Origin of the sequence: Collinsella sp. AF08-23 (genome assembly GCF_003479805.1) — a bacterium.
Taxonomy (GTDB): Bacteria; Actinomycetota; Coriobacteriia; order Coriobacteriales; family Coriobacteriaceae; genus Collinsella.
This window is the reverse complement of sequence record NZ_QUHV01000007.1, coordinates 1-980: the sequence shown is the minus strand read 5'-3', so window position 1 is coordinate 980 and position 980 is coordinate 1. Positions and strand designations below refer to the sequence as shown.

The window sequence follows — 980 nt, the reverse complement described above, 5'->3', positions numbered from 1 at the left end:
ACAACCGCACCCCCGAGCAGAACCGCCTCATCGAGCTCGAGCGCGAGAACGCGAGGCTCAAGATGGAGGTCGATGTCTTAAAACAAGCGGCGCTGATATTCGCACGAAAGTGACGGTGATAGCGGCGAACGCCGGCCGCTACCCGGTATCAGCGCAGTGCCGCATCCTCGGCGTGCCGCGCTCCACCTACTACCACATGCTCGCCAACCCGCCCGCGCCGCCGGCGCCCGATCCCATAGAGCCCGACGTGCTCGGGGCCTTCGGTGCGTCGCGCGGCGGTTACGGCGCCCGCAGGCTCAAGGTGGCGCTCGCGAGGTCGGGGATAACGGCCTCCAGGCGCAGGATATGCAGGATATTGAGGCAGAATGGCCTGTCCAGCGCGTATTCCGGGCGCGGGCCTGGGGCCTCGCGCCCCGCCGCCCCGCCCGACGCCGCCAACGTGCTCGGCAGGGGCTTCGACGGCCACCGCCCGCGCACCCACGTGGCGGCCGACCTCACCTACGTGCGCGCCGGATCGCGCTGGTGCTACGTCTGCCTGCTCGTCGACCTGTACAACAGGGAGATCGTGGGCTGCTCCTGCGGCCGGCGCAAGGACGCGTCGCTCGTGAAGGCCGCCTTCTCGAACGTCGAGTTCCCGCTCACCGGGATCGAGGTGTTCCACTCCGACCGCGGGGCGGAGTTCTGCAACGCCGAGATCGACGCGATCCTGACCGCCTTCGGGATCGATAGGTCGGTCTCCAGGCCCGGCAACCCGCACGACAACGCCGTGGTGGAGTCGACGAACCACATCCTGAAAAGGGAGCTCGTCGCGGGCAGGAGGTTCGCCTCCGAGGAGGAGCTGCGCGCCGCCCTGTTCGATTGGGTCAACTGGTACAACAACTTCAGAATCCACTCGACCTTGGGCTACATGAGCCCCGTCGAGTTCAGGGAGGCGGGCCTGATCCTCTCGTAGATTTGTTCAAGAAGGTGTTGCCACATCA

Annotated in this window: 1 protein-coding gene; it reads left to right on the top strand. The window is 66.8% G+C overall.

What is annotated here, in order from left to right; translation table 11 throughout:
- The first annotated feature begins 109 nt into the window (after nt 1–109).
- Nucleotides 110–952 carry an IS3 family transposase gene (locus DWV48_RS05065; RefSeq protein WP_369834830.1) on the top strand — a complete coding sequence of 281 codons (843 nt, stop codon included), beginning with the start codon at nt 110–112 and terminating at the stop codon, nt 950–952.
- Nucleotides 953–980 lie beyond the last annotated feature (28 nt).